The organism is Sphingobacterium micropteri (assembly GCF_014692515.1).
GTDB classification, from domain to species: domain Bacteria; phylum Bacteroidota; class Bacteroidia; order Sphingobacteriales; family Sphingobacteriaceae; genus Sphingobacterium; species Sphingobacterium micropteri.
Genome location: NZ_JACOIK010000008.1, coordinates 90,532 through 114,043 on the forward strand (window position 1 = coordinate 90,532; position 23,512 = coordinate 114,043).

Here is a 23,512-nt window from a genome sequence, read left to right on the forward strand (position 1 = left end):
TCCTCCTACGCAAAAAATCCATGTAAATACCAATTGGCGGAGCGATCCCCTTGATAATGTCCCAAGCGAAATAACCAATATCTTCTTCCCTGATCATCCTCTACATAGTAATAATCCCGGTGCTCCCCCTGCTCAATCCACCATGCACGTTCTATACGCTCGGGGCCATCTGCCTTTTTGATAAGATGCACTTCTCCTTTGTAACGGAATAACATCGGCGGGTAATCCGGAATAGGTGCCGTCACCTCAATAGGATGCGGCGGATTCAATAAACGTGTTGGACGAGGGCGATCTGTACGCCAGGCTGTGGTTCGTTTCTCTGTTAAGGAAGTCGCTAGCTTTATAGACCGTTCCGGCCAATAGTGTTCATCCGGTAAAAAACGTCGTATATGGCAATGGGCATCCCTTCCTTTAAACCGATCTAGCAATTCGGCCAATGCAGTATTCTCTAGGCTTCCCGCTCCACTCCATAGCAGTTCCTGTGCGGGTATCGCCTCCTCTACTTTAAGGGCTTCTAATACAAAGACCTCAATCCCCCAGCCAGGTGTTATATTGCCGATCTGCTGTCTGAACAAGACCAAAAGGTGCTGTACATGTGCCGAAGCCCGGCTGGTTCCGATTTCAACAGCACCTGTTTTTCCATCGATACGGTAATAGGTCAATTTGGCCTTTCGTAGTCCCTTCTGCTCCCCTGCCAAACGCTGGCAAAGCGTCTCCAGGAGCTTTTCGATCGCTATTTCAATCCCTTTTGCCGTTTTAATAGGTTCTAGGCAAGGAAGTCGTTCCGTATACGGAAGAACCGGTTTCAAGCAACTCATAAACTCCTCTTCTTTCCCCACCGTCTGTGCCAAACGCTGCACGAATTCGTTTCCAAAGCGTCTTTTCAATACCCGATCGGGCATGCCCGTCACATTACCCACTGTGCGGAGTCCAAGCTTCAATAACTTTTCGATCAGGCTGGATTCTAAACGCAAGCAAGCAACAGGCAACAAAGATACGGCCTTTTCCTGTCCACCTTCCGGCACAATGGTTCCAGAGGGACCATAACGGGCTATTGCCCAGGCAGCCCCTATGGTCGAGGCTATAGCCGAACGGAGTTCGTAGCCCCGCTGACGGAGCTGACGGTCAATTTCCTGAAGATACGCTGCTTCTCCCCCCCAAAGATGAGCACAGCCCGATATATCTAAAATCAGGAAGCCTGTCGCATCCACAGCAACTATCGGGGTATAACGTATACACCACAGCCCGATAGCCTGTAACAGTTTCGCTTTGCGTGCCGGTTTATCCGGCAATACTTTTAAATGAGGAACAGCTGCACGGGCGTCCGCCAACAGCATCTCGGGTACAATTCCCAATTGCGCTGCACGTGGGTTGACGGCAGACACAGACATTCTCCCCCGCACAGGGACAGTAAATACAAAGGGTTCATCGGCGCAATCCGGGTGACGCCTCGTGTACCAATCTGTCAATAGGAAAGGTAACCACAGTACAGCATACCGCTTTCCCATCGCTAGCCTACCTTTCTCTTGCTGGGGGAAGCTGTTCTTTCCGCCTTCAGTTGCTCCACCTGCAAACCTGCCGGCGTCCAAGCTAGCTGCCAACGGCTGGATTGCCCATTCTTGACTTTCAGGAGCTCGACCTTCCAAGCGGGGAAACCCACACCGGGCATATCGCCTTCTACATGGCTCACCTGGGGGCGAATATGCCATCGGACGGCGCAGGTTGTTGCGCCCAGCATCCGGGGCTGCAAACGCAGCAGCAGACCGGTAACCCGGCTCTTCTCTACCACCAGCTGTAACCTCCTAGATTGCGCAAAATTGATTTCTTGTAATTCGGCAACAACAACTTTTACGGCCATACACTTCAAGCCTTCTTCCAATGCCCATAGGATGTCGACTTGCCGCTGCATCTGTATAAAAATGATACGGTCTGGTTCTAGACCAAAGTAGGTCATAGCGGGCGCAAAGAGTTGATCCGAACTACTGATCCATAACGCTACGCCGTCTTTCTGCATCAGAAAGGACAATAAACCACCCAGAAAACCGCTCGAAGCAGCTTCCTCTTCTTTGTTGTCACTGATAAATTCGTGTAGGGTTCCCATCGGGAAAACATTCCCCGGAAAGGCTTGCTCCAACGCCCCCAAACCTAAACCGGTTTCTTTTCTTTCAACTTGTTTAAAGCCCTGCCATTGCAATATTTGATGCTGCAGATCGGCTATCAACATCGATTTTTCGATAGATGTTCTCATCGTTGCCTCCTTTCTACATGACAAATATAATACTAATATTTTTAGTAAAAAAGAATTAAGGGAGTTAAAAACTATATGCGGCTGTTATGCCTAAAGATTTGTTACGGACTGTACTTTCTGGTTTAAAATCCCCCCATCTTGGTTGTAGATCAGCTATGCCTCGCTGTACATCGAGAGAAACTGAATATTGGCCAAAAAGTGCGTAGCCTATTCTGAAATGTAAACCGTAGTCCCAGGGTTTAGCGTAAGTGTAGCTGTTGGTGCCCTTCCCGCTAATTATTGCATCATTTTGAAACGCAATATCGCCCTGACCATCAAATGCAATATCGCCAACTACTACCGTCTGGCTCGTAGTCCATCGACCGCCTGTCCCATACCCTACATACGGCCCGACCGCCAGTAGCAAGTTACCTGGTCCGATTGTAGGACTGTACAAAAAGTCTACTGGTAATTCTATGTAAGACGTCTTTGCCTCGAAATCCGTTCCCCACCCGATGTGTGACGATCCCGGTTGTTTAAATCCTCTTTTTGCGTATACGATGGCTGGTCGGACTGCGAATAGCTGCGAAAACGGAAGGTCTATTCCTAGCCCCAGATAAATTCCCGGCACGCTAGAGGTATTAGCCGTGTTACCATCACCATCTTTGGCAACGATGTTGGAATATGTGAGTCCGGCGTTTGCATTCCACTTGATCTGTGCAATACATGAATAATTGACAACAGTAATAAAAGCAAATATTGCCAATAGCTTTTTTAGATTCATATAAAATAGAATTAAAGGTTTGCTGTTATAACGAAGTTAGATGGTCAAACGCAACATAAGATGCAAGATCTTTCTTGGGGAAATAAACTGGCAGGTACGGCAAACTCACAAAACCTTAAAGACTGTCGTCGACGGTATCTTCTCGAAACGGAGCCTCTTCATCAAACTCTCCCTCCCATTTCGCAACTACAACGGTCGCTAAACAATTCCCGATCACATTGACAGAAGTACGTGCCATATCCATTAGTTCGTCTATTCCTAAAATTGCTGCAATAACAAAAGTCGGTAGTCCAAATTGGTCAGCCGTAGCAATCAATACGATTAAAGAAGCCCGCGGTACAGCGGCCACACCTTTTGAGGTAATCATCAAGGTAAAGGCAATTAATAATTGTTGCCCAATGGTTAAGGGTATACCAGCCGCCTGTGCGACGAAAATAGAAGCTAAAGAAAGATAAAGAGATGTACCATCCAGATTAAAGCTATATCCTGTTGGGATAACAAAGGAAACAATCTTGCGAGGAACACCAAATTTCTCCATGGCGTTCATGGCTTTCGGCAAAGCAGCATCTGAGCTCGTAGTAGCAAATGCAATCGAAACCGGTTCTTTGACCGCATTCATAAAACGTTTTACCGGAATTTTTAAGAATAAAGCAATAGGAAGTAGGATACCGCCCAAAAAAAGCAATAAAGCCAGATATAGGCTACCGAGCAGCATAAAGAGATTTTTAAGGATATCCACACCGAGATGCCCGACGGTATACGCCATGGCAGCCCCTACACCAATTGGCGCAAAGAGCATCACGATATTCGTAAACTTAAACATCGCTTCGGAGAGGCTTTCTGTAAAATTGACCAATGGTTTCCGCTTCTTTTCTTCTACTAATGCCAATCCAATACCGAATATTACGCCAAACACCACAATTTGGAGTACTTGGTTTTCGTATACAGCTTTAACAATATTTTCGGGAAAGGTATCCCGTATAAATGCGTTAAACTTATATACGCCGTGGACATTGTTCGATATATGCGCCATAGCCGCACTATCGGCAACACTCGTCGTTGCAGTTTTCGGAAGTTCTTCATGTGGCATATTTTCCACATCAACCCCCACCCCTGCTTGGGTTATATTAATGACAATCAACCCAATAAATATCGCGCAGGTAGTTGCCGAGACAAAGTATAGCATAGATTTCCATGCCATTCGTCCTACTGATTTCAAATCGGAATGCCCTGCAATACCAAAAACCAATGTAGCAAACAGGATGGGACCGACAATGGTTTTTACTAACTTAATAAAAGCTTGTGATAAGGGTTGTAAAGCACGGGCAAAATTCGGAAAATCCAGCCCTATAAAAACGCCCAGAACCAAGCAAGTTAATATCCAAGTCGTTAAGTTCTTACGGACAATCGCATTTAGTGTTAAAACAGAAGCTACTATCCAACGCACCCACATCATGAAATCCGGATGGATAGCAAACCAGTTAAATTCATATATTAAAGTAAGAAGAAGGGCAACCGAAACAGTAAAGAGGGTGATAACAGCAACTTGTTTTTTCAACATTTAGTTTTGTATTTTATCTTCGAAAGAAACAAAAATATAAAAATTGCGCTGTATACCAAACAAAAAGCATCACCTTGCAGGGTAATGCTTTTTATATTTTTAGCAATAAGCAATTCTCTTTTGCTTACTCAGCGTGCAGCCATGCTTTCTTAGCCAGAAGTTCTTCTTCTGTCTCTACAATCTCTTCATCTTCCACACAACAATCTACCGGACAAACCGCCGCACACTGTGGTTCATCATGGAATCCTTTACATTCTGTACATTTATCAGAAACGATATAATATACTTCATTTGAAATAGCTTCCTGGGATTCATTCGCATCCAATGTCACACCATCTCCAAAATCAATCACACCGTCTAAAGCAGTTCCATCTGCAAATTTCCAAGTTACACCTGCATCATATATAGCGTTGTTCGGGCATTCTGGTTCGCATGCTCCGCAATTTATACACTCGTCTGTAATTTTAATTGCCATTTATCACCTCACAATTATAATAAATAAACTAATTTTGTCTCGTCCTAAAAATAATACTACAAAGTTAGTAGTTATTTTTAAAGACACGCAAAGATACTTTAAAAAAAAATCAGAACGATTCTAAATTAAAAGATTTTGACACAGAAACAACGAATAGATGCCTTTGTAGCATTGGGTAAGGTCCTCCGCACCGACCAAGAAAAGATAGACAGCGCTTTGCAGCAAGCGTCTATCAAAAACCCGTGGTATACCTTGGAGAACACAAAAAAGCAGCTTCAGGCGTTGTCTTCCAATTTAACACCAGAAAAACTTACACCATGGATAGCTCCCTACCCGATTGTACAAACCGACCAAACCGTCGGGCTTATATTAGCCGGTAACATCCCTTTAGTTGGTTTCCACGATATCTTGTGCGTACTTATAGCAGGTTTCCGTGCCCAGATTAAATTATCTTCTGACGATGCCGGACTAACAGCCTTTGTGCTCCATGAGCTTATCGAAATAGAACCTGCATTTGCCGAGAAAATCCAAATTGTAGATCGGTTGCAACAATATGATTTGATCATAGCGACTGGAAGCGACAATAGCTCCCGTTATTTCAATTATTATTTTGGGAAAAAGCCCCATATTATCCGTAAAAATCGAAATTCCCTAGCTATTCTGACGGGCACGGAATCACCCGAGCAATTAAAAGCATTAGGGTCTGATATTTTCGATTATTTTGGACTTGGGTGTCGTTCCGTTTCAAAATTATATATCCCCCGCGGTTATAATTTTAACTTATTTTTTGAAGCGATTGAATACTTTAGCCCTATTAAAGCGCATTATAAATATGTCAACAATTATGATTATAATAAATCCATCTATTTAATTAATGGCGACAAGCACCTGGATAATGGCTTTCTATTGCTCAAAGAAGACAAAAGATTTGCATCTCCGCTAGCTACGGTGTTTTATGAAGAATACGAACAGCTTCCTCAACTGGTTGCCCAGTTGGAAACACAAGCTGACAAAATACAATGTATCGTTACCGAAGCCACAATAGAAACAAGTATTCCGACGTTTTCTTTAGGAGGTAGTCAATGCCCCTCTTTAACAGATTATGCTGACGGGGTAGATGTACTGAGATTTCTTTCAGAAAAAAAATGATAACTTTGTTATGATGTATGTTATTAAAGTGAAAGGTGTAGCTAAAATTCCCGATTATGTCCAACTACGGGACGAAGCGTTCACCTTGTTAGCCTATTTTCGAGTAGATAGACCAGACAAATCGCTGGAAAAGATAGGTTTAGGTGATAAAACCGATTATATCATGCAAATTGTAGCGGAAATGCCTTTCGGCCAAATAAAAAAAATTGATGTATAAAACAGTATGACAACAGCGAACAATACAGTTATTAAATTAAAAAACGTAGATATATACCAACAAAAACATTTGGTACTCTCTCATGTCAATCTCGATATTAGCCTAGGAGAGTTTATCTATTTGATCGGTCAATCGGGAACGGGGAAAAGTAGTTTGTTGAAAATAATATATGGCGATCTCTATATTACCAGTGGTGAGGGAATGGTAGCAGGTTTCGACCTTAAAAAACTTCATGAAAACGATGTTCCTTACTTGCGTAGAAAATTAGGTATTGTCTTTCAGGATTTCCACTTATTGAATGACCGAACGGTAGAAAAGAATCTGGAATTTGCATTGAAAGCGACGGGCTGGACAGACAAAGGACTAATAGAAAGCCGAATGTTGGATGTATTGGAAAAAGTAGGTTTACGCTCGAAATTGCGTAAAATGCCCCACGAGCTGTCTGGTGGTGAACAACAAAGGGTAGTTATCGCGCGTGCATTACTAAACAATCCGGAAATTATCCTTGCGGATGAGCCAACAGGAAACCTGGACCCTGCTACATCGGAAGAGATTGTCCTTTTATTAAGAGATATCGCTGCCTCAGGTACAGCTGTATTAATGGCCACGCACGATTACCAGATTATTAAGAATATGCCCGCCCGCATTATCAAAACAGCAGATACTGCTTTGTATGACAATGCAACAATATAAATAGTAACACTGACAGAACATCACGAAACCGACATTTTGGTAGTTTATTTTTGAATAGACTGACAGGGTGTCGGTTTTCTGTGTGTTGGCAATATTATTGAGTGCCAACAAAAGGATATTAATGTAGGCTATAATATAGATATGATGAACGAACAGGAAAACAATATTCAAGACGAAAATTTAGCGTCTGCTGACCCCATTTCGGAAGAAAATACCGTCCAATCTGAAGAGAAAACGGAAGAACGTTTACAACAAGAATTAGCGACTGCGAACGATAAATACACACGTCTGTTTGCTGAATTCGACAATTATAAAAAAAGAACGTCTAAAGAACGTGTAGAGCTTATACAATCGGCCAGTAAAGACGTTTTAGCTAAGCTTTTACCTATTCTAGACGATTTCGACCGCGCGCTGACAGCTATGCAAACGGCCCACGATATAGCGGCAGTAAAAGAAGGTATTGATCTCGTAAACCAGAAGTTTAGAAAAACACTGGAAAATGAGGGTTTAAAAGAGATGGAAAATCTTATCGGCCAACCTTTTGATGCGGAATATCAAGAAGCCATTACGGCCATCCCTGCTCCCTCAGAAGAATTAAAAAATAAAGTTATAGATGTAGTGGAAAAAGGTTACTTTCTCAATGATAAAGTAATCCGTTTCGCAAAGGTGGTAATAGGTCAATAAGAAGATGGCTAAGAGAGATTATTACGATATATTAGGTGTTTCAAAATCTGCAGAAGCGTCCGAAATTAAGTCTGCATATCGCAAATTGGCGATAAAATATCACCCAGATAAAAACCCAGACGACAAAGAAGCAGAAGAGAAATTCAAAGAAGCTGCGGAAGCCTATGAAATATTAAGCAATCCGGAGAAGCGGCAACGGTATGATCAGTTTGGTCATGCGGGGAATTCAGCTTCTGGCTTTGGTGGCGGGGGCATGAACATGGAAGATATATTCAGTCAGTTTGGCGATATCTTCGGTGGTGGACATCCCTTCGAGAGTTTCTTCGGTGGCGGAAGCCGCAGCGGAGGAGGCAGACGTGTACAACGCGGCACCAATCTTCGCATTAAAGTAAAGCTGACATTAGAAGAGATTGCCAAAGGTGTAGAAAAGAAAGTTAAAGTAAACAAGCAGGTACAATGTCATACCTGTGGCGGTACTGGAGCAAAAGACAAGTCATCCTATCATACCTGTAAAACCTGTGGTGGAGCGGGATCCGTCCGACGTGTAACGAATACCATTCTAGGGCAAATGCAAACAACAAGCACCTGTCCTACTTGTAATGGTGAAGGGGTTGAAATTACATCCAAATGTACCACTTGTCGTGGCGAGGGCTTAGAAAGAGGCGAAGAAACAATCGCGATCAACATCCCTGCTGGTGTAAGTGAGGGTATGCAATTGTCTATGAGCGGAAAAGGAAACGCCGCACCAAGAGGTGGTATTCCGGGAGATTTGATCATCCTTATCGAAGAGATACCGCACGAGACATTGAAACGCGACGGTATTAACGTGATTTACGATTTGTATATCAATTTTGCCGATGCAGCATTGGGTACCAGTGTCGAAATTCCAACGATTGACGGAAAAGCAAAAATCAAGATTGACCCGGGAACACAAGGGGGCAAAATTCTACGCCTAAAAGGTAAAGGGGTGCCAGAAGTCAACTCTTACCACAAAGGAGATCAACTGGTATACGTTAATGTATGGACGCCTAAAGCGGTTTCTCCAGAGGAGCGCTCTGTACTGGAAAAATTGAAAGCTTCGGCAAACTTTAAACCTCAGCCAGGTAAAAGTGAAAAATCATTTTTCGAACGAATCAAAGAATATTTTGAATAAATAAATTTTCTTTTTTTATGTAGAACCTCGGCGGAATTCCGAGGTTTTTCTGTTTATATAATAGGTGTTTGTTGCAAACTGGAACAAAAACGTATGTGGATTGTTCAACTATAAAGTATTATATATGATAACAACCCAGGAACAGAAACAAGCTTCGGAAGCATTCTATCGAGATGCCCTCCAATTACTGCGCGACAGCGAATGCCAATTTATGTTGGGCGGAGCTTTTGCTATGTTCCACTATACGGGTATATTCCGCGATACAAAAGATTTAGATATCTTTTGTAAGAGTAGCGAATACCCTAAAATATTGAAATATTTCGCCGCGCAAGGTTACGAGACCCAATTAACCGATGCCCGTTGGCTCGCAAAAGTTTTTCATGGTGAATATTTCATCGACATCATTTTTGATACAGTCAGTAATATTTGCACCGTAGATGATTCCTGGCATGAAAGAGCATCTGCAGGTACATTTGCGGATGTACCTGTACAATTTATACCGGTAGAAGAGCTGATTTGGTGTAAAATATACGTACAGAATCGGGAACGGAATGACAGCGCAGATATCAACCACATTCTTTTAAAATATGGCAAAAACGTAGATTGGGAATTGTTATTACAACGCTTGAGTCCGCACTGGCACTTATTATTAGCGCAGCTTCTGATTTTTCAGTTCGTATATCCCGCCGATTATCGCGACATCATCCCCAAATGGCTTTTCGACGAGCTTATGGCCCGCGCAGCTGAACAATATGATCTTCCACCTCCATTAGAAAAGGTATGCCGGGGTCCGTTAATTGATCAGACTCAATATCAAGTAGATATTAAGGAATGGGATTATAAATCTTGTACAATAACAACAATTTAATAACATGCGTGAGAAAAAAACAAAAATTGCCGCCATGGCCGACATTCATACCAAAATAACCGACCATGGCAGTTTGCGATCAACCTTTGAACAAGCATCCGAAGAAGCAGATGTTTTACTTATTTGTGGTGACCTTACAGATACCGGCGATGAGGACGAAGCAAAGATTCTCGGCGAGCAATTGGATATCTTAAAAATTCCCGTAATAGGTGTTTTAGGAAACCATGATTATGAAAAGGGAAGGCAAAAAATTATCAAACAAATTCTCGCGGAACATAATATGATTATTTTAGATGGCGAATCGACGGTTGTCGAGAACGTGGGTTTTGCGGGCGTAAAAGGATTTGGTGGAGGATTTGACCAATACATGCTTTCGATATTTGGAGAAGATATGATGAAACAATATGTACACGAGGTCGTCAATGAATCGCTGCAATTAGATCGCGCACTTACGCGGTTGGAACAAGAACATCCTGAGTTGCCCAAGGTTGCTATTTTACATTATGCTCCGATTAAAGAAACGATTGAAGGTGAACCAGAGCAGCTATTTCCTTTTTTAGGATCCACCCATCTTGTCGAGCCTCTTATTCGACGTCAAGTTTCTGCAGCTTTTCATGGACACGCCCATTCAGGCAAATTATACGGATCTACAGCAACACAGATACCTGTATATAATGTGGCCCTCCCCGTATTAAGAAAAGAGCATGCCAACACTTCTTATTTGCTTGTCGAGGTGTAGTTGTTCAAACACAATTCCTGCCATTCTTGCACTGCCAATCTAACCTACTTCCTGCCAAAATATCTGCCAAGCGCTATTTAGATAAAATATAAAACATTTTATTAGCCTTATTTTAATATTTAATTAAAATTAACTTCATCAAAACCAACTGGTTGCACAAACAAACAATTTGGTGACATTCGCTATGCCCGGCTGGCATAGCTATTGAACAAACTGAATTAAATTGATAAAAAGTCAAACAAAAAGAACAAATTAAATTTCAAGTAACATGAAAAAATTTTATTTAACATTAGCAGCTGTAGCGGCGTTAACATTTGCTTCACAAGCACAAACTGAAAAAGGTAAATTTATTGTTGGAGGAGGGTTAGGATTTGATATCGAGAAAGTTAAAGACACTGATGTGAAGTCTAATTCGTTTAATATTATGCCATCTGCTGGTTATTTTGTATCTGACAATATTGCCGTTGGTCTTAGTCTAGGGTACCAATGGAACAAAAATGAGTACGATGTAGCAGCAAACGTAACTGAACGTACAAATAGCGCTTTTGCTGTTGCTCCTTTTGGTAGATGGTACTCTGCGAATGGACCGGTAAGATTCTTCGGACAACTTTCCGTACCGATGTCTTGGGGAAATCAAAAGGTAAATGATGAAAAAACAGCTGAAATCGCAAATTACGGGGTAGAATTAGCACCTGGTATCGCGTATTTCCCGACATCAAAAATTGGTCTGGAATTTAAAGTAAGAGGTTTGTATTTTAATTCGCAATCAAATGACCCTGTAGGTGATACACCTAAAACAACTGTAAATTCCTTTGGTTTGAATGCTAATTCATTAGCTCCTACAGTAGGTGTTCAGTTCTATTTTTAACACAAATCATTAATACTACAATCACATCATTGAAAAAGCCGGTTATATGAACCGGCTTTTTTGTTGTTATATATTTTAATATGACGTGCTATTCAAACGAATCTATCGCTGTATTGAATGTCGCTGAAGGGCGCATTGCTTTGGAAGCCAATGCATCGTCTGGGAAATAATACCCCCCGATATCTTGCGGATGACCTTGTGCACCAATCAATTCTTCATTGATTTTTGCTTCATTTTCCGCTAGTGCCTTCGCTAAATCACCAAATTCAGCAGCAAGTTCGGCATCTTTGGTTTGTGTAGCCAATGCCTCGGCCCAATATAGTGCCAAATAGAAATGTGATCCTCTGTTATCAATCTGCCCTACTTTACGCGCAGGCGATTTATCGTTCGCAAGGAATTTTTCGGTTGCCACATCTAACGCATCAGCCAGCACCTGTGCTTTTGCATTTTGCTGTGTTTGAGACAAGTGTTCAAATGAAGCACCTAAAGCCAAAAACTCGCCCAATGAATCCCAACGAAGATAACCTTCTGTTACGAATTGCTCGACATGTTTAGGGGCAGATCCTCCTGCTCCCGTCTCGAACAGACCACCACCGTTCATCAATGGAACAATAGACAACATTTTTGCAGAAGTACCTAACTCTAAAATCGGAAACAAATCTGTTAAGTAGTCACGTAGCACATTTCCGGTAACGGAAATCGTATCTAGTCCTTTACGGATACGCTCTACAGAAAATTTAGCTGCTTCAATAGGCGATAATATACGGATATCTAATCCTGTTGTATCAAAATCCGCTAGGTATTTATTTACTTTTTTGATAATTTCACGGTCGTGCGCACGGTTCTCATCTAGCCAAAATACCGCAGGAGTTTCCGACAAACGCGCACGGTTTACGGCCAATTTCACCCAATCTTGAATAGGCGCATCTTTAGTTTGACACATACGGAATATGTCACCTTCTTCTACCGGCTGTTCCATGAATACATTTCCCGAAGCATCCGCTACACGAATAATACCTTTAGCCGTAGCTTGGAAAGTCTTGTCATGTGAACCATATTCCTCTGCTTTTTGCGCCATCAGCCCTACATTCGGCACGGACCCCATTGTTTTTGGATCATAAGCGCCATTCGCTTTACAATCTTCAATTACGGCTGCATAAACACCCGCATACGAACGGTCAGGAATAACCGCAAACGTATCTTGTGGTTTACCTTGTTTATTCCACATCTGACCTGAGGTACGGATCATTGCAGGCATCGATGCATCAACAATGACATCGGAAGGTACATGTAAATTTGTAATTCCTTTATCAGAATTAACCATGGCTAAATCCGGTCCATTCGCAATTGCCGCTTCAATAGCTTCTTTCACTTCCGCTTCCTGCGGTTGTCCGGCAATCTTGGCATATACCTCTCCTAACCCGTTGTTTTTATTGATACCTAAATCAGCAAACAAATCAGCATATTTTGCAAATACATCTTTAAAATAGACTTCGACGATAGCACCAAATATAATAGGATCCGAGACCTTCATCATCGTCGCTTTTAAATGTGCAGAAAACAATACACCTGCAGCTTTAGCTTCTTCGATTGTTTTGGCTACGAAAGCTTTTAATTTAGCCACATTCATAACGGACGAGTCAATGACCTCCCCTGCTTTCAGGTTCGCTAAACCTTTTAATTCTTTTACACTTCCATCCGCTGCTACAAATTCAATTTTGAATTGTGTATCGTTATCAACCGTTACCGATTTTTCTGTCGCATAAAAATCACCATCCGACATGGAAGCCACTTTTGTTTTACTATCTTCTGCCCAAGCGCCCATGCTGTGTGGATTTGCTTTGGCGTAGTTTTTCACGGCTTTGGGCGCTCTACGGTCCGAGTTCCCTTCCCGCAATACGGGATTCACCGCCGAACCTAACACTTTCGCATAAGTAGCTTTTATTTCTTCTTCTTCTGCGTTTGCCGGTGTATCCGGATAGTTAGGTACATTATAACCTGCTTTTTGCAGTTCCGCAATCGCTCCTTTTAATTGCGGGATAGACGCCGAAATATTCGGTAATTTAATGATATTAGCTTCTGGCGTGGTTGCTAATTGTCCCAATTCCGTCAGCGCATCAGATACTTTTTGTGCCGGTGCTAAATATTCGGAAAAGTTAGCCAATATACGTCCGGCCAATGAAATGTCTCTTAACTCTACTTCTATACCGGCAGTTTTTGCAAACGCCTGAACAATGGGTAAAAACGAATAGGTTGCCAGTAAAGGCGCCTCATCTGTCTTTGTGTAAATAATTTTGGATGACATAATTTTCTGTTGAAATAAAAATTCGCCTAAAGGTACGCATTTGCATGCAAAAATGGAAGCGTGTATTTCTCCCTAAACACATTTCTTTGAAAGCATATGATCATGAATAATCCATTGTAATATATGCATGAATTACGCATGAATATTTTTTTTCATTTGTATTCGTGAATGCAGCGCATTTTATTTAGGTTTAGCAACAAATTATATATTCTATGCTAGACATCCGTCACATCGTTAAGCAGTATAGCCATCACCGTGCCTTGGATGATGTATCCTTACATGTACCGAAAGGGAGTATCTTTGGTCTTTTGGGACCTAATGGTGCTGGAAAGACCTCTCTTATCCGTATTATCAACCAGATTACCGCTCCTGATAGTGGTGAAATCTATTTTGATGGTGAGCTTCTTCAACCCAAGCATATCGAACGTATAGGTTATCTGCCGGAAGAACGTGGGTTATATAAAAAGATGAAAATCGGCGAACAGATGCTTTATCTGGCACAACTTAAAGGGCTGTCTAAGAGCGATGCTGTGCAACGCATCCGGACGTGGTTTGAAAAATTGCAGATTGAAAGCTGGTGGGACAAAAAAGTGGAGGACCTCAGTAAGGGTATGCAACAAAAAGTGCAATTTGTGGCAACGGTCGTACATGAACCGGATCTCATTATCCTCGATGAACCTTTTTCCGGTTTTGATCCTGTCAATGCGCAAGTGATACAAGAAGAAATCCTGGAACTGAACAAAAAAGGAGCTACCATTATCTATTCTACACATCGGATGGAATCGGTCGAAGAACTTTGTGACTACATCGCACTGATCAATAAATCGAAAAAAGTGTTGGATGGCCCAGTCCGCGAAATAAAACGTTCTTACCAAAACCAGCAATATGTCATTGAATTTAAAGAACAAGAAGGTATCGTTCCAAGCTTTATAGATACGCCTTTATTCGAGGTGATAGCGGAGAAAAATGCAATCGATAACCATGAAGTTACTATTCGCTTACAACATGACAATTCCCTGAATGACATATTACTATACCTTATTCCTCAAGTTCAAATACACCAAGTAAGGGAAGTTATTCCATCCATGCACGATATTTTTATTGCCAACGTTACCGATCCTTCCACCAATAAACCTACCCATCATGCGTAAGATATTATTAATCATCAACCGAGAATATATAAGTCGTGTAAAGAAAAAGTCTTTTCTACTCGTGACTTTTCTTGTCCCGATGCTTTTTATCGGTATGTATGCGGCTATATTTTTTCTGACCAAACAAAGCTATGAAGACACACATGCAGTTGTTCATGTCGTTGATGAAGAAGGATCTATATCCAGTCAGCTAAAGAACAACAAGAATATTACCTACTCGCTTTCAAATACAGACCTCCAGGAGCAAATCAGTAATTTAAAGAACGGCGCAAAGAATACAAACCTACTGATCATACCGGCTGATTTTTATACATCCAGAAAAATTGAACTGCTATCCTCCGGAAAACCCAATATAAGTACACAAAACGAAGTTAAGTCGCAGCTAAGGGAAATTATCCGTAACGAGCAGTATCGTAAAATGGGATTGAATATCGATAGTATCCGTAACATCAACGATAGTATCCATATTGCTGCAAAGGAGGTTACCGAAACCGGTGATGCCAAAGACAGCCACACGGAAGTTGCTATGGGTATAGCCATGGGGTTGTGTTTTCTGATTTATATATCGCTTGTACTGTTTGGCACACAAGTTATGCGGGGTGTCATAGAAGAAAAAACCAATCGCATTGTGGAAGTTGTCATTTCTTCGGTGAAACCATTTCAGCTAATGATGGGAAAAATTATTGGAATTGGTATGGTCGGCATCACCCAATTTGTGCTTTGGATTATTCTCTCCTTAACGTTGATGACGGTATTTTCTACCACTTTATTTGGTAATAAAGAGATGGCGCAACAGGCTATGGGACGTAGTATGACGGAAGTACCGGGAGAACACGTTAACACGGGAAATACAGACTTGGATTGGACGGCAGCGCTCGACTCGGTAAATTTCACCGAACTTACGATCTGCTTCTTTGTTTTCTTTCTTGGCGGATATCTCCTATATAGCGCTTTGTTCGCTGCCGTAGGCTCTGCCGTAGACAATGAAACGGAAGCAGGACAATTTACAATGCCGATAACCATGCCGCTATTGATACCCTATGTCTTATCATTTGGCGTTTTGATTAACGATCCGCATGGAAGCATCGCTACCTGGCTAAGTATTATTCCGTTTACATCGCCCGTGGCGATGTTGGTTCGTATTCCTTTTGGCGTACCTACCTGGCAGATTGTGCTATCGGCCTTTTTACTCATTGGCGGATTTATCGTGACAACTTGGTTTGCCTCGCGTATTTACCGGGTGGGTATCTTGATGTATGGAAAAAAAGCGAGTCTGAAAGAGCTTCTGAAATGGTTCAATTATAGGAATTAGGCGTATTAAAAACTACATAATTATATGACAACATCTCAAAACACAGAAAAGAAAAAGTCGGGAGTTTTCGGAAAAATCCTGGCTTGGCTGCTTATCATCGTATTTCTTGCAGTAGGTGGCTTCGTTTATTATAAATACTATTTTGTATTTGGGGAGGGTGTGAAATCGGGTTACCTCAATTTTGCGGTTAAAAAAGGCAACCTTTTTAAAACGTATGAAGGGAAATTGATTCAAGAAGGATTACGGACGCAAACCGGCAGCGGTGTATCGAGCAATGAGTTTGAATTTTCGGTGGAAAATGATTCGATCTTTAGGATACTGGAATTAAATAGCGGCAAATATTTTGACCTGCACTACAAGGAATATCATGGTGTTCTGCCTTGGCGTGGTAACACGCGGTATATCGTAGACGAGGTCATTAATATGAAGTAATTCCTGTCTATTTTTGATTAATAAAAATTATCTCATTATAAATGAACTTATTCGCCTTACGCCTATGTTTTTTGTTTAAAAATATTTGGAGTATATAGGGAATTGTCCTACTTTTGTGTCATCAAAATCACGGTGGGTATAGCTCAGTTGGTTAGAGCACTAGATTGTGGTTCTAGGGGTCGTGGGTTCGAGCCCCATTACTCACCCGAAAGCTTCTCTGAAAAGAGAGGCTTTTTTTGTTTTTAGTGGCTTTGCGAAACTCATGCTCAGCAGCACCTTCTCGTGTGCTTTTTTAGAAAATTTGCACTGTTTTTATTATCTTAGTGGTAAACCGATAATAAGCATGTTTAAAACCAGTTTCGTACAATTTTCAGATAATCATGTTATATATAACAACAAGCGCTTTGATGGCTATTTAGCCTTTCTTCCGGAACATGTTTATACGGGGTCCGACCATGCCATTGCTAAAACCCCGTCTGCAAAAGTTGAAAGGATGATCAGCAGCCCACAGCTAAAGCACCGCGCGTTACAAAGAAAGGAGAGGCATAATTTAATCGACATCTTAAGCTTATTGGTTAATATTTCGTTATGTTAAATTGCTAGTTAACAGTCAAATATAATCAATTCAATCGAACATGAATACAGTTGTATAAACATAACCCAACAATACATTTAAAATCAGTAAGATAATTTATAAATTATTATGAAAGTTGCAAGGAATACTATTCGGTAGAAAATGATGATAATCAATTGTCTAACCCAGACATGCAAAAGCCGAGATGCTTTTATATAAAACACCTCGACTTTTTATTATATAGCTTCCGGCAATCTACCGTATCGCCTTCATTTGAAAGGCATCCAGTGTGTTCGCTTCGTCTGCTGCGATTTGCAATTTCGTGAACGGCTTCTTCGTAAAGAATAAGGCGCTCATATTGCTTTTTCCTCCGTCAGCAAATAATTCGATGGAATTACGATCCAACAAGAAACGAATATCCAAACCATCTTCCTGAACCAAACGTGGAGCAACCGGACGATGGATAAATTTATCGCTGAAATTCGCGTCACCCGCTTTCGAACGATCAATGAAATACTGTTGTTTTGCCGCATCATAGCCGAATACTAACGTCTCCCCTTCTTCATTCGATAGCGTTGCATGGAAGCCGGTAGCTTTCTGCAACGTAAACGACGCGTCAAAAGTATTTTTGAGGGAAGCGATAGCGTCACTTAAATCTGCTTCATTCGCCAATTCTACCGACTTGGATTTGGTTGTTACCTCGCTTACTTTATCAATTTCCGAAGCAGGCGTAGAAGTTAACAACCATGTACCGCTTTCTTTCACCAAGTCCAATTCCCGCACAACCGTATTTCCACTTCGCCAGGTGGATGCCGGAACGTTGTTCGCATATTCCCAATTGCTCATCCAGCCGATTAACAGCTTGCGGTCGCCGGTATTTGAAAAAGTAACGCCCGCGTAATTGTCTGGTCCGTAATCCATCCAACGGATATCCTTCTGTGGAGTTGTGAAAGTTTTACCGTCGAAGTCCCCGACAAAATATTGCGTTGCCGAACCGGTATTCGGTCCGCCGGGATTGATGCTCACCAATAAAACCCATTTCTCCCCTTCGGATGTAGAGAACGGTAATAAATCCGGACACTCCCATACGCCCCCGTGTGCACCTATCCCCTCACCAAACTCGCTTAATCTTTCCCATTCTTTCAGATTTTTGGAACCGTAAAAAGTGATGGACTGTTTTGTAGCCAGGGTCATGATCCATTGTCCTGTTTCGGTATGCCACATCACCTTCGGATCGCGGAAATCCCAAATACCCGGATTAGGTAATACCGGATTACCGTCATACTTCGTCCATGTTTTACCTTGATCTAGACTGTAGGCGATACTCTGCGTTTGGTGCAATCCGGTTTTTTGATCTTCAATTTCGTGGCTATGGTTGGTGTATATAGCTACTAGCGCATTCGCGCCGAAACCTGCTGTATTATCCTTATCAATGACGGCACTTCCGGAAAAGATGGTGCCCAAGCTGTCGGGGAAAAGTGCAATCTCCTGCTCCTCCCAATGTACTAAATCCGTACTCATGGCATGCCCCCAGTGCATCGGCCCCCATACATTGCTATCGGGATTATGTTGGAAAAATAAATGGTAGGTTCCGTCCAGATAAACCAGACCGTTCGGGTCGTTCATCCATCCGTTTTTTGGCGAAAAATGATACGCTGGACGATAGTCTTCCAAACTATCGATCTGCTGATTTTGCTCCGTTGAGGGTTGTTGTGGTCCGCAGCCAACTAAAGCAAGGGCTAATAAGCCAATTGTTAATTTATTCGTCATCGTTATTCCTTTAATAATTTGTTTATAAAAGTTTTTCATTAAACATGCCTATCCCGATTTTGTTATAGTCATTCCCGATATTTTTATCGTCCCATTATCTGAAAAAATAGTCCAAGGGTTTTGATGCATTTTGTATACACGATTCGTAAACGCAACATTATTATTTACGTAGACCACACAAATCGAATTTTCGATTACGATCTTGACATCAAACACCTTGTTCGCAGGAACAATGAGTGGTGTAAAATTGAGCTCTTTCTTCGTTACCGCACCCCTATTTTCCTGATGCATAAATAGAGAAGGCATTCCCCAACGATTGGATGAAGTCAAGTCGAAAGAGACACTATACAGCTCCGATAGGCCATCACACGCTCCAAATGAGAAACCAAAACGTTCCGATTGTGAGGCATCAATTTTCATCGAAATTTTTACCGGTTCCGTATTTCGATTGAATAGTGCATAACTCCGATCAGAAGACGAGGTACTGATGGTATAGGTATTTCCCTCGTTTGAAACATTGCCTTCTGATGTTATCTGGGCAAAAGCCACTTTTGTGTTAAACTTTGCATCCACAGCATCGGGAATAGCCGGATACAGCTTACCACTCGGCTGTTTTACCAATTTATGCGAAACCAGCGATCCAGACCAGTGCAACTCGTTATTGCTGTTTACCGTCTGTCCGGTAGAACACCATCCAGATAGGTAACGTGTAGTGCCATTACTTGCCGTCTTTCCAGCATACAGGTATAATCCATCGAAAGTCTCGTGGTGTCCATCCGCATCGCGACAAATTCGCCATGGCCCATCCGGTGAATCCGAAACCCGATAAAAGGTTTTACGATGCTCATCACGATTAATACGCGAAAACGTTAAGTACCATTGATCACCCATTTTAAATATATCCGGGCACTCCAATATTTCGGAATCCGTTTCGATTTCGTGCTTTCCAGGATTATCAGAAGTTGTCGCTACTAAAGGTTCGATGAGCGACCAGTCGCTCAAGTTCGAAGAGGAGTAACGCGCAAGTGCCCCTCTGCCATCTTTGCGAGTCGTAACAAGCATTACATAGTTGTTACGCGTTTCATCCCAATAAACATGGGGATCGCGGAAATTATGCTGATCATATCCGCTGGGTGCTTGAAAGGTCGCTCCCGGTTGTTTCGTCCAATTCAGTAGATCCGGTGATGTAGCCATCATAACCTTTTCAGCAGGGCTCAGATTGGCATTATGTCCGGTATAAAAGCTATAATAGGTATTCTCTTTTTTGATAAAACTTCCAGTACCTATCCATTCTTCCTGACTTCCTACCGCTCCAGCAGGTATGATTTCTGTAAATCCTTCAAAAGACGCAAAATCAGCAGATCTTGTCAGATAAATAGGATGATGATTTGCATTTTCATACAGATAAAACAAGTAAAATTTATTATCATCCGCATTGAAATAAGGCATGGGATCCCCCACGAATCCCTGTTGTGGCTTATAAAATAGCTGATAGCCTCCGGCTTCTTGTTTATTACTGCACGTTATGGACATATCGACTGTTGGATCAAGATCGGAAGGTACGTCCGGAACTGGTTTATCAGTATCTTTACAGCCTGTCAGCATCTGTACAAAGAATAAAAACGGAAATAAGCCTATCATTGTTTTCATGTCATATTATATTTGAAATTTACGCATAACAGTCGTTATACCGTTATGCACAAAATTTAAAGGGTTATTCTTTAGGAAGTGCTTTCAATTCGTCCCAATACATCCGCTGTGTTTCGAAAGCCACAGGCTGACCGTTGGCGTGTTCATGCGGCATCACCAAGATATTGTTAATGATTGCTGTGCGATTCGCAGGAATCTCGAAAATCAACTCCTGCCATTCACCAAGATGATCTTCGGCGTACCAAGCTCTTAACCAATCCTTATTGCTTTCGCCATCGGATTGTATTTCAAGTTGTACATCTCCAGCCACCTCTTTCAGTACCATAATGGAGAAACGACTATACTCCGTAGGGTCTATGTTTACTTTATTTTCGTTCCAAAGTGCTCCTCCATGCCAACCTTCTCCGTTGACAGCATTTCTTACAATAGAGACACATAAAGGAGAAGCATTAATTCCATCAGTTTTAGGATTATTACTTTGGTTTTCCACCGCTGTCCCCAAATCCGCCCATCGTGGAGCGATATTTTCACCATTGAAAATAACCAGTGATTGTTTAGGTTCCTCTCCAAATATAGTTGTTACGGTATACGTAAATGTTTCTCCCATATAAGTCAAGGTATAAGTTACCGGCGAGCTGAAATCAACATAATTTCCGGATATAGGTGATATCTCTGCCCCGTCCGTGTATTCGACCATAGGGTTAAGCTGGGTTACATCGGTACCCTCAGGCAAATAAACGACGATACTGTTATCATTTTGGTTGATGATACCGGTTCGGTTCCCGATACGAAAGGCTGTTATCTCTGCTTTGATTTCCTTGACCGTTACGCGATAAGTATAGAATACATTTCCGTTATATACACGGTATACCACCGGCGAGGTAGCAGAAAACAGGAAATTCTGCGTGGCTCCGGAAGCCGGTTTCACCGCTGCATTGGCAGGCAAATCAATAACAGGCGCCATCGCGGATAAATCCGTACCCGCTGGAACCATAACGGTGATCGTTCCGGCTTCGTTATCTACTACACCATTAACATTAGCCACTTTAAACGCCAGCACATTGACATCAGCATTTAAATCCAGCGAATCGACTGCGTCTTGTTTGCAGGCATTAAAAAGCCCACCAAGTAATAAAACCAGTCCTATATTGATAATTATTTTTAAAGTCTTCATACGATTTATTTTTCAAATCCCCTCCCTAATATCCGGGATTCTGTTGATACAGATACTTGCTTAACCTAATCTGCGCTTCGGGAATAGGTAGATACTCATGCTTATTCGCAGCAAATTGTGCAGCAGCATAATACGATCGGCGTGACCGTTCTGCATTATAATAAGCATTCATGGTCTGCTCTGCGACTCCCCAGCGCACGAGATCAAAGAACCGTTCGTTTTCCATCGCCAATTCCAACCGGCGTTCCCATCGCAATGCTTCCCGGGCGACCGCCTCACTCCAATTAATATTCACACCGTCTTTATAGGGTTCAATAAGTGTTTTATCACTTGTGTAACCCGTAAACTGCATGCTGCTTTTTGCACGTGTGCGTATCTCATTAATTAACGGCAAAGCTTCTTGAGCACGATGCAGTTCAATAAGCGCCTCAGCCCGCATCAGTAGTACATCTGCAAAACGAATCAGGATACGATTTTTAGTGTTGGCATAAAAGGGCACCATGGGCACAAAACAATCACAATCGGGATCTACATTTTCCTTTAATGAAGCATATACCGAATAATCGGCCGGGTTACGGTTCCAGCTTTCTTCATACAAACGGTTTGTATTGTATTTATACGGTAAACCCGGAATGGCTACCGTATGAAAAAGTCTTGGATCATATTTTTCGGTACTACTGTAGTTATCCAACGTATTGTAATTTTCTATCGGTAACCCATTGCCCGTTGTACGGAAAGCATTGACCAGGCTCTGGCTTGGTTTCTTAAAATCACAACAACCTAGCCCCATTGGTACCGAAAGGACATCCGATAGGTTTACCCGTCCGAATTTTGTTCCGTCATCTTTCGAATATTGTACGGAAAATATAGCTTCTTTACCATTTTCATAACTACCCGGTAAAAAGTTGAAGGCGAAATCAGATTCCAGGCTGTAGTCCGAAGACAACACAATCTGTGTGTTTTGCAACACTTTTTCCAAGTCTGCCGCATCAATCCCGGTAACGGTATGACGTTCCGGGTCCCCTTGTCTATAGGCTTTATACAAATAGGTTTTGGCGAGATATGCAGCTGCAGCCGTCTGATTAGCTCGTCCAATCTCCGTTTGTGTCGGCGGTAAATTATCTACGGCATACTGGAAATCATCAACGATTTTCTGCCAAAGTTCGTCGTTCGATAGCTCCCGGTTGGACACCGTCTCATAGCTATCGATCGGTGTATTTTCGTCTATATAAGGTACATATTTGAACAGGATTTTAAGCATAAAGTAAAAATGCCCTCGCAAAAAACGTGCTTCTGCCAATTTTACTTCTTTACCCTCAAAGTCACCAGCTTCGTGTATCGTACGGATCGTCGTATTTGCACGCGAGATGGACAAATAACATTGAAACCATAGACGATCCACCTCACCAAAATTGGTCATGATATTATTGGATACTTCCAAAAAATGAAAGACCTGTATATCCTGCGGACCGGAACCGCCTTTATAGGCGTCATCTGAACGGACAGTACCGTAAGGCCATAAGCTAAAAGGTACATCGTAGTGATCGTTTCCCAAAGCAGAATAGGTAGCCGTAAGCAGCCTATCTACATCATTTACCTGATCTGAACTAAGCACCCCATTAGGTGTTTCGTCCAGGAAATCGGCACAACCTGCTAACAAACCGGTGGCCAACATCATTGTAACTATTTTATTAAATGCTCTTTTCATGGTGTAATAATGATTAAC

The 23,512-nt window shown here is 42.0% G+C and carries 21 protein-coding genes and 1 tRNA gene; 12 read left to right on the top strand and 10 right to left on the bottom strand.

The window, feature by feature from the left end:
- Window positions 1-5: 5 nt before the first annotated feature.
- The 5 genes from H8B06_RS12235 to H8B06_RS12255 form a co-directional block, all read right to left on the bottom strand.
- Entirely contained in the window at window positions 6-1,601 is a 1,596-nt protein-coding gene (locus H8B06_RS12235; RefSeq protein WP_317170900.1) for a Y-family DNA polymerase, read from the bottom strand.
- Window positions 1,511-2,248: an ImuA family protein gene (locus H8B06_RS12240; RefSeq protein ID WP_190994563.1), complete on the bottom strand. Its 738-nt coding sequence runs from the start codon at window positions 2,246-2,248 to the stop codon at window positions 1,511-1,513. Before H8B06_RS12240 ends, H8B06_RS12235 begins: the two co-directional genes overlap by 91 nt.
- 64 nt (window positions 2,249-2,312) lie before the next feature.
- On the bottom strand, window positions 2,313-3,011 hold the full coding sequence (locus tag H8B06_RS12245; RefSeq protein ID WP_190994564.1) for a porin family protein: 699 nt from the start codon (window positions 3,009-3,011) through the stop codon (window positions 2,313-2,315).
- A 115-nt stretch (window positions 3,012-3,126) separates the two neighbouring features.
- Complete coding sequence (locus tag H8B06_RS12250) at window positions 3,127-4,572, bottom strand: dicarboxylate/amino acid:cation symporter (RefSeq protein ID WP_190994565.1); 1,446 nt, start codon at window positions 4,570-4,572, stop codon at window positions 3,127-3,129.
- A 124-nt stretch (window positions 4,573-4,696) separates the two neighbouring features.
- Window positions 4,697-5,047, bottom strand: a complete 351-nt coding sequence (locus H8B06_RS12255; protein ID WP_190994566.1) for a 4Fe-4S dicluster domain-containing protein — start codon at window positions 5,045-5,047, stop codon at window positions 4,697-4,699.
- Between the two features lie 135 nt (window positions 5,048-5,182).
- Between H8B06_RS12255 and H8B06_RS12260 the strand changes: the two genes are divergently transcribed.
- The 8 genes from H8B06_RS12260 (at window position 5,183) to H8B06_RS12295 (ending at window position 11,418) form a co-directional block, all read left to right on the top strand.
- On the top strand, window positions 5,183-6,196 hold the full coding sequence (locus H8B06_RS12260) for an acyl-CoA reductase (protein WP_190994567.1): 1,014 nt from the start codon (window positions 5,183-5,185) through the stop codon (window positions 6,194-6,196).
- Window positions 6,197-6,209: 13 nt separating this feature from the next.
- Complete coding sequence (locus tag H8B06_RS12265) at window positions 6,210-6,413, top strand: fructose-6-phosphate aldolase (protein WP_130141123.1); 204 nt, start codon at window positions 6,210-6,212, stop codon at window positions 6,411-6,413.
- 6 nt (window positions 6,414-6,419) lie between these two features.
- A complete protein-coding gene (locus H8B06_RS12270; protein WP_130140235.1) occupies window positions 6,420-7,106 on the top strand; it encodes a cell division ATP-binding protein FtsE in 687 nt (228 codons plus the stop codon).
- Window positions 7,107-7,247: 141 nt separating this feature from the next.
- Window positions 7,248-7,790 carry a nucleotide exchange factor GrpE gene (locus tag H8B06_RS12275; RefSeq protein ID WP_394370023.1) on the top strand — a complete coding sequence of 181 codons (543 nt, stop codon included), beginning with the start codon at window positions 7,248-7,250 and terminating at the stop codon, window positions 7,788-7,790.
- A 4-nt stretch (window positions 7,791-7,794) separates the two neighbouring features.
- On the top strand, window positions 7,795-8,943 hold the full coding sequence (gene dnaJ / locus H8B06_RS12280) for a molecular chaperone DnaJ (protein ID WP_130140236.1): 1,149 nt from the start codon (window positions 7,795-7,797) through the stop codon (window positions 8,941-8,943).
- Between the two features lie 124 nt (window positions 8,944-9,067).
- Entirely contained in the window at window positions 9,068-9,811 is a 744-nt protein-coding gene (locus H8B06_RS12285) for a nucleotidyltransferase (protein WP_190994568.1), read from the top strand.
- Between the two features lie 4 nt (window positions 9,812-9,815).
- Window positions 9,816-10,550: a metallophosphoesterase family protein gene (locus H8B06_RS12290; protein ID WP_190994569.1), complete on the top strand. Its 735-nt coding sequence runs from the start codon at window positions 9,816-9,818 to the stop codon at window positions 10,548-10,550.
- Window positions 10,551-10,818: 268 nt separating this feature from the next.
- Entirely contained in the window at window positions 10,819-11,418 is a 600-nt protein-coding gene (locus H8B06_RS12295; protein ID WP_190994570.1) for an outer membrane beta-barrel protein, read from the top strand.
- An 88-nt stretch (window positions 11,419-11,506) separates the two neighbouring features.
- Here the strand turns inward: H8B06_RS12295 and H8B06_RS12300 are convergent, their stop codons facing one another.
- Window positions 11,507-13,723, bottom strand: coding sequence for an NADP-dependent isocitrate dehydrogenase (locus tag H8B06_RS12300; RefSeq protein ID WP_190994571.1), 2,217 nt, complete (start codon window positions 13,721-13,723; stop codon window positions 11,507-11,509).
- 212 nt (window positions 13,724-13,935) lie between these two features.
- On the opposite strand from H8B06_RS12300, the gene H8B06_RS12305 reads away from it, so the two are divergent.
- From H8B06_RS12305 to H8B06_RS12320, 4 genes are all read left to right on the top strand, one after another.
- Window positions 13,936-14,874: an ABC transporter ATP-binding protein gene (locus H8B06_RS12305; protein WP_190994572.1), complete on the top strand. Its 939-nt coding sequence runs from the start codon at window positions 13,936-13,938 to the stop codon at window positions 14,872-14,874.
- A complete protein-coding gene (locus H8B06_RS12310; RefSeq protein WP_190994573.1) occupies window positions 14,867-16,186 on the top strand; it encodes an ABC transporter permease in 1,320 nt (439 codons plus the stop codon). Before H8B06_RS12305 ends, H8B06_RS12310 begins: the two co-directional genes overlap by 8 nt.
- 24 nt (window positions 16,187-16,210) lie before the next feature.
- Entirely contained in the window at window positions 16,211-16,618 is a 408-nt protein-coding gene (locus H8B06_RS12315; RefSeq protein ID WP_190994574.1) for a hypothetical protein, read from the top strand.
- A 132-nt stretch (window positions 16,619-16,750) separates the two neighbouring features.
- A tRNA-His gene (locus H8B06_RS12320) sits at window positions 16,751-16,824 on the top strand.
- Between the two features lie 623 nt (window positions 16,825-17,447).
- On the opposite strand, the gene H8B06_RS12325 is transcribed toward H8B06_RS12320, so the two are convergent.
- The 4 genes from H8B06_RS12325 to H8B06_RS12340 all read right to left on the bottom strand — a co-directional run bounded on the left by H8B06_RS12325 (window position 17,448) and on the right by H8B06_RS12340 (window position 23,494).
- On the bottom strand, window positions 17,448-18,962 hold the full coding sequence (locus tag H8B06_RS12325) for a glycoside hydrolase family 32 protein (protein WP_190994575.1): 1,515 nt from the start codon (window positions 18,960-18,962) through the stop codon (window positions 17,448-17,450).
- A gap of 48 nt (window positions 18,963-19,010) precedes the next feature.
- Window positions 19,011-20,612, bottom strand: a complete 1,602-nt coding sequence (locus H8B06_RS12330) for a glycoside hydrolase family 32 protein (RefSeq protein WP_190994576.1) — start codon at window positions 20,610-20,612, stop codon at window positions 19,011-19,013.
- A 64-nt stretch (window positions 20,613-20,676) separates the two neighbouring features.
- Window positions 20,677-21,786, bottom strand: a complete 1,110-nt coding sequence (locus tag H8B06_RS12335; protein ID WP_190994577.1) for a hypothetical protein — start codon at window positions 21,784-21,786, stop codon at window positions 20,677-20,679.
- Between the two features lie 25 nt (window positions 21,787-21,811).
- Entirely contained in the window at window positions 21,812-23,494 is a 1,683-nt protein-coding gene (locus H8B06_RS12340) for a RagB/SusD family nutrient uptake outer membrane protein (RefSeq protein ID WP_190994578.1), read from the bottom strand.
- Window positions 23,495-23,512: the final 18 nt, after the last annotated feature.